The organism is Arthrobacter sp. 05N33_2 (assembly GCF_056397425.1).
This window is the reverse complement of the sequence record NZ_JBFTNJ010000110.1, coordinates 1-5,705: the sequence shown is the minus strand read 5'-3', so window position 1 is coordinate 5,705 and position 5,705 is coordinate 1. Positions and strand designations below refer to the sequence as shown.

Genomic DNA, 5,705 nt, shown 5'->3' with positions numbered 1-5,705 from the left:
GCACCTTGAGACCGCAGACATGGTCCTCTGCGACATAAGCTCCCACAACCCCAATGTGTTCTTTGAGCTTGGAATCCGGACCGCGTTGGACCGCCCGGTTGCATTGGTTCGCGACCAAAGGACAGACAAGCTCCCCTTCGATACTTCCATGGTGAATACGCACACCTACAATGGTTCGCTTACCCCATGGACCCTGGATGGAGACATCGAGGGAGTAACGAAGCACGTTGCAGACACCTTCAGAAACACTCCCGAAAAGAATGACCTGTGGGGGTATTTCGGACTGACAAGGCGAGCGTCCGAGCGGTTGCCATCGGAGAACCCGCTGGAGGCCAAAGTTGACCTCATAATGGGCCAACTTTCGAGCCTGACGTCGAATGCTGAAGAGGACACTCGCCGAAGCATGACTGACGTGCTGATTGGTAGAATCTACGAAATTGCGATGGATATGGGCGTAAATATCCTTGAGGTTAGAACTCAATCGAAGAGAAGTATCTCCGTCGTAATTGGAGACAGTGCTAAACCAGTACGGTTCCTGCATGAAATGGCGCGGCTAGGCGAGAAGTATGACAGAACGATTACGGTTTTGCAGCCTGATGAGGCCCGCATACTCTTTTAGCTCACTTCCAGCCCCGCTCACAGGATAGGTGGGGCTCCCGTCATCGCACCCTGCAAGTCGCAAGCGGGCAGGGGTTAATCACGCTCGGCACCGTATCCCGCGTTGCCGCGAAATTCTGATAGATATGCAAGTATTCGAGTGACCAATCGTTGAAGGGCACGGGGAACGTGGAAGTCAATACGCTTAGCAAGACGCTCTTATTTACGACGGTTCGGATTATGTCCCACGGCCCGACAGGATCGTGGAACGGTACGGGGTTCCTCATGCTGGTCTCCGTGTCGCTGAAGCCGTGGCCCTGAGGGTTTCAGATGTGGATTTCATGCGGGGAGTCATCGCGCCGGCCATCCAGTATCCGGGCGTGGAACTCAAGACTGAGGAATCCCGGACGCCTATTCCGATCCCTCAGAATCTTTGCCTTGAGCTGTCGGTGAATCACACAAGGTGGGGGAGTGAAACGCTCGTCACCAATGAATGGGGCCGGGCGCTGTCGCCGCACCGACTGGAGCACTATTTCCGGGAAGCGCGGGCCACCGTAAAAGGCCTTCCGGATGGGTTCAGGTTCCATGACCTCCGGCACTACTTCGCCTCCCTGCTCATCTCCCAAGGCCTTGACGGAAAGGTAGTCCAGAAAAGCCTCAGGCACTCCTCAGCGAAGACCACGCTGGACACCTACGGACATATGTGGCCCGACAAAGAGGAATCAGCCAGGGCGGCAGTCGCCCAAGTGCTGGGGGAGCGGCTGAACTCGCGGACTGAGCAGACCGGGTAGGCGGGTCCGGGCACAACAAAAGGCCGGCCCCAAGTGGTGAAACTTGGGACCGGCCTTTGCTGTAGCCAGATTCTTGCGGACCGTGTGCGGACTATGCCCGATTCAGCCGCATGATCTAGCTAGACGCCGTAGTAGAGCTCGAACTCGTACGGGTTCGGGCGCAGCGAAAGCGGACGGATCTCGTTCTCGTACTTGTACTCGATCCAGGTGTCGATCAGGTCCTGGGTGAAGACGCCGCCGGCCTGCAGGAACTCGTTGTCCTCGGCCAGTGCATCCAGGGCCTCCTCAAGGGTGCCCGGAGCCTTGGGGATGTCCTTGGCTTCTTCGGCCGGGAGCTCGTAGAGGTCCTTGTCGATCGGAGCCGGGGGTTCGATCCGGTTACGGRTGCCGTCGATGCCGGCCATCAGCTGGGCAGCGAACGCCAGGTACGGGTTGGAGGAGGGGTCCGGCGCGCGGAACTCGATGCGCTTGGCCTTCGGATTGGACCCCGTGATCGGGATACGGATACCGGCGGAGCGGTTGCCCTGCGAGTAAACCATGTTGACCGGGGCTTCGAAACCCTTGACCAGGCGGCGGTAGGAGTTCACCGTCGGGTTGGTGAAGGCCAGGACAGCGGAGGAGTGCTTCAGCAGGCCACCGATGTACCAGCGGGCGGTGTCGGACAGGCCGGCGTAGCCCTTCTCGTCGTAGAACAGCGGCTCGCCGCCGGTCCACAGCGACTGGTGGCAGTGCATGCCCGAGCCGTTGTCACCGAAGACAGGCTTCGGCATGAAGGTCACGGACTTGCCCCAGGCATCGGCGGTGTTCTTGATGACGTACTTGAACTTCTGCAGGTCATCAGCCGCGTGGGTCAGGGTGGTGAACTTGTAGTTGATTTCAGCCTGGCCGGCGGAGCCGACTTCGTGGTGGCTGCGCTCGACCTCAAGGCCGGCCTCGTCCAGGGCAACGCACATAGCGTCGCGCAGGTCGGCCTGCTTGTCGGTGGGGGAGACCGGGAAGTATCCGCCCTTGACCGGGGTCTTGTAGCCGAGGTTTCCGCCCTCTTCCTCACGGCCCGAGTTCCAGTGTGCTTCCTCGGAGTCGATCTTGTAGAAGCTGCCCTGCGGGGAAGACTGGTACTGGACGTTGTCGAAGACGAAGAACTCGGCCTCGGGAGCGAAGAAAGCGGTGTCGGCAATGCCGGTCGAAGCCAGGTAGGCCTCCGCCTTCTCGGCCACGCCGCGGGGATCGCGGTGGTACGGGTCACCGGTACGCGGGTTCACGATCGAGAAGTTCAGTGCAAGGGTCTTCTCCATGCGGAACGTGTCGATGAACGCCGTCGTGACGTCCGGGATGAGCTGCATGTCAGACTCGGCGATGCCCTGGAAGCCGCGGATCGAAGATCCGTCGAAAAGCTGGCCGTTGACGAAGAAGTCGGCGTCAACGCTCTTGGCAGGCACGTTGAAGTGCTGCTGAACGCCCGGGAGATCGGTGAAGCGGATATCGACGAATTTGATGTCTTCGTCCTTGATGAACTTGAGGACTTCGTCCGCAGTCTTGAACATCTATGCTCCTTACGCATATGAAAGATCTGGCCGTCAGGCACATTTGTCCAGCGCAGTCCAACAGCGGAGAAGGCAAAAAAGCTTCCCCGCTTCGCAGTCGCTAGCAACTGTTACCACCCTAAGGACAAGGGATTTCCCCGCAGTGTCCGCATTGTTTCGGGGAGGTTACAGAATGTCCTGACACGTAAACGCTAGTCGCCAGTCCACACTGTGGCCTATCTGGTCCACAATGTGACACCCTACCTCCCACACTATGGACAGGCCAGAGCCGATAAGCTTGGAGGGTGGTTGATCGCAAAGACATCGGTTCATGGCTCACCGGGCCGGACACATCCGGCATCTCCAGGTACCCGGGGGAGCGGCTCGGGCTGCCCGAGTCCGGGGCAGGGTCGATCGCCCGTGCCGGCCGGCGCATCCTGGCGATCTGCATTGACTGGGGCATCGCGCTGTTGATCAGCAATTTCGCCTTCGGCGGCGACTCCTGGGCCACGCTTGCCGTGTTTGCCATCGAGCAGATCCTGCTGATCGGCACCCTCGGCTACGGCATCGGCCACCGGATCGTGGGAATCCACGTGGTCCGGCTGGGCGGCGGTCCGGCGGGTCCGCTCGCGGCCCTGGTGCGCACTCTGCTGCTGTGCCTCGTTATCCCTGCCGTCATCTTCGACCCGGACCAGCGCGGCCTCCACGACAAGGCCATGAATACGGTGCTCGTCCGGATGTAGCAACCCGCGGCCGGATTCGCGACGGCGGTGCCAGGCAACCAGGCGCGGCGGGCCCTCGTCCGTTTGCCACGAATGGCCGCTAACCGCCCCGCATAGCGGCCATGTGCGTCAGATGGGCACAGCTATGGTGCAGGGGCGCGGCGGCCCCCCGTCCGTTGGCCACGAACGGCCGCTAACCGCCCCGCATAGCGGCCATGTGCGTCAGATGGGCACAGGGATGGTGCCGGGGCGCACAGAAACCCGAGGCCCTCGGYGGACTAGACCCCCGCCGCCTCCTGGGCCGGCGTCGGCGCAGCCTCTCCCGACCGTTCCGTCAGGTATCCGTGGCGGCCGGCCCAGCGCTCAAACCACACCGTCGCGAAGGGGAAGACGGCGGAGAGCCCTGAGAGCAAGGCAATCCGGAACGGCCAGCGCAGCGTTGCCCACAGGCTCAGTGCCGCAGTCGCGTAGCCGATGAAGAACGCCCCGTGGATCGGACCGGCAATCTCCACGCCGAGTTCCGTCGTCCGGGTGATCCATTTGAGCACCATGCCGAGCAACAGCGCGGCCCAGCTGAACGCTTCGGCGATGGCCAGCCCCCGGAAGATGCGGATCATCGTGGCGGTCGAGGGAAGTTTCATGCGTATCTCCTGAGTTCTTGCGTCCGTTTTCGCGGTGTCCGGTGTCGCTTTGTCCGGTACCTCGCGTCCGTTTTCCCGCGTCCGGCACCCCGCGTCCGTGTCCCGGGTCCGGTAACCCGGCGCCGGGCGGGCCGACGTCGGGCAGTAAGAGAAACGCCCCGGCTGGCGGCCTGAGGTGGCCGTGAACCGGGGCGATTCTGTACTGCGGGCAATTCCATCATGCGGTGCGGTACTGCCGCCCGCCTAGCGTCCGCGGGTCGGACGGGCCTTGTAGGGATCGATGCCCTTCGGGATGGGCAGGCGGCCGCCAAGCGAGGAAATGCGCTTCGACACGGCGCTGACCTCGGTCTTGGTCAGTTCGCCCTTGAGTTTGTTCATCTTCCTGGCGATCTGGCTGAGCGGCACCTGGCCCTCGCCGCGGCCGCTTTCGATCACGTGGATGGTGACGTTGGGGAGGATGCGCGCAAGGCGCTTGCGCTCGGCGTCGACCAGCGGCTTGACCCGGTTGCTGGGGCCTTCGCTGACGAGCACAACGCCGGGACGGCCGATGGCGCGGAAGACGGCATCTTGCGTGCGGGGGTTCACGGCGACGGGCTGGTCCTCGGTGATCCAGCCGCGCTTGAGCGTGCCCAGCGCGGCACCTGACGCGCCGGGCTGGTTCTCGATCTGGGCGAACGCGGCGCGCTCGGCACGGCGGGACAGGATCAGCGTGGCCGCAAGGGCGCCCAGGGCGATGCCGATGATCAGGCCGGTGATCCAGTTGTCGAGCAGGAAACCGACCAGCAGGCTGAGGGCAACAACACCCAGGAACGCCAGCAACATGAGCCACGGAACCATGGGATCGTGGCGGCGGGTCATCTGGAAGACCTCGCCGATCTGCTTCAGCCGGCTCGGCTTCTTGGCCTTTGCTTCCTTGGGCTTACGGGAGAAAAGGCCGCGCTTCGGAGCTTCGGAAGCCGGGCTGGAGTTGCTGGGATCAGGGGAATTCGCCATAGTTCCTTAATTCTACGTGATGGACGGCCAAGGGCCGGCACCGGAGTCATCCGGTGCCGGCCCTTAAGTGGAAGGGTGTCAGAGCTGGGTTCAGGAATGTGCCGCGAGCAGCGAGCTGGCTTCCTGGCGGGTGCTTCCGGAGCTTTCGATGTGGGCGAGTTCGGCCGGGATTTCCCAGCCCTTCTTGCGCATCGCGGTGGCCCAGAGCCGGCCGGCGCGGTAGGAGGAACGCACCAGGGGCCCGGACATGACGCCGAGGAAGCCGATCTCGTCGGCTTCGTGCTGCAGGTCCACGAATTCCTGCGGCTTGACCCAGCGGTCCACCGGCAGGTGCCGTTCGGAGGGGCGCAGGTACTGGGTGATGGTGATCAGGTCGCAGCCGGCCTCGTGCAGGTCCCGCAGCGCCTCGGAGATTTCCTCGCGGGTCTCGCCCATGCC

5 protein-coding genes and 2 pseudogenes are annotated in these 5,705 nt (G+C 62.8%); 3 read left to right on the top strand and 4 right to left on the bottom strand.

From position 1 onward, the window contains the following. Both AC1DHX_RS20095 and AC1DHX_RS20090 read left to right on the top strand, forming a co-directional pair. A pseudogene (locus tag AC1DHX_RS20095) lies at positions 1–619 on the top strand (hypothetical protein); the annotation flags it as partial. A gap of 241 nt (positions 620–860) precedes the next feature. Beyond that, entirely contained in the window at positions 861–1,388 is a 528-nt protein-coding gene (locus AC1DHX_RS20090; RefSeq protein ID WP_476859835.1) for a tyrosine-type recombinase/integrase, read from the top strand. A 119-nt stretch (positions 1,389–1,507) separates the two neighbouring features. On the opposite strand, the gene glnA is transcribed toward AC1DHX_RS20090, so the two are convergent. Next, positions 1,508–2,932, bottom strand: coding sequence for a type I glutamate--ammonia ligase (gene glnA / locus AC1DHX_RS20085; protein WP_476900413.1), 1,425 nt, complete (start codon positions 2,930–2,932; stop codon positions 1,508–1,510). A gap of 284 nt (positions 2,933–3,216) precedes the next feature. On the opposite strand from glnA, the gene AC1DHX_RS20080 reads away from it, so the two are divergent. Beyond that, positions 3,217–3,654: an RDD family protein gene (locus AC1DHX_RS20080; RefSeq protein ID WP_459384400.1), complete on the top strand. Its 438-nt coding sequence runs from the start codon at positions 3,217–3,219 to the stop codon at positions 3,652–3,654. 257 nt (positions 3,655–3,911) lie between these two features. Here the strand turns inward: AC1DHX_RS20080 and AC1DHX_RS20075 are convergent, their stop codons facing one another. From AC1DHX_RS20075 to AC1DHX_RS20065, 3 genes and pseudogenes are all read right to left on the bottom strand, one after another. Further along, on the bottom strand, positions 3,912–4,274 hold the full coding sequence (locus AC1DHX_RS20075) for a DUF3817 domain-containing protein (RefSeq protein ID WP_476859834.1): 363 nt from the start codon (positions 4,272–4,274) through the stop codon (positions 3,912–3,914). A gap of 243 nt (positions 4,275–4,517) precedes the next feature. Continuing rightward, entirely contained in the window at positions 4,518–5,267 is a 750-nt protein-coding gene (locus AC1DHX_RS20070) for a DUF4191 domain-containing protein (RefSeq protein WP_243179470.1), read from the bottom strand. A 90-nt stretch (positions 5,268–5,357) separates the two neighbouring features. After that, positions 5,358–5,705, bottom strand: a pseudogene (locus tag AC1DHX_RS20065) (lipoyl synthase); the annotation flags it as partial.

Excerpts from the sequence above, each read along its gene's own strand:
- AC1DHX_RS20070 (WP_243179470.1), bottom strand. The coding sequence starts at position 5,267 with ATGGCGAATTCCCCTGATCCCAGCAACTCCAGCCCGGCTTCCGAAGCT.
- AC1DHX_RS20075 (WP_476859834.1), bottom strand. The coding sequence starts at position 4,274 with ATGAAACTTCCCTCGACCGCCACGATGATCCGCATCTTCCGGGGGCTG.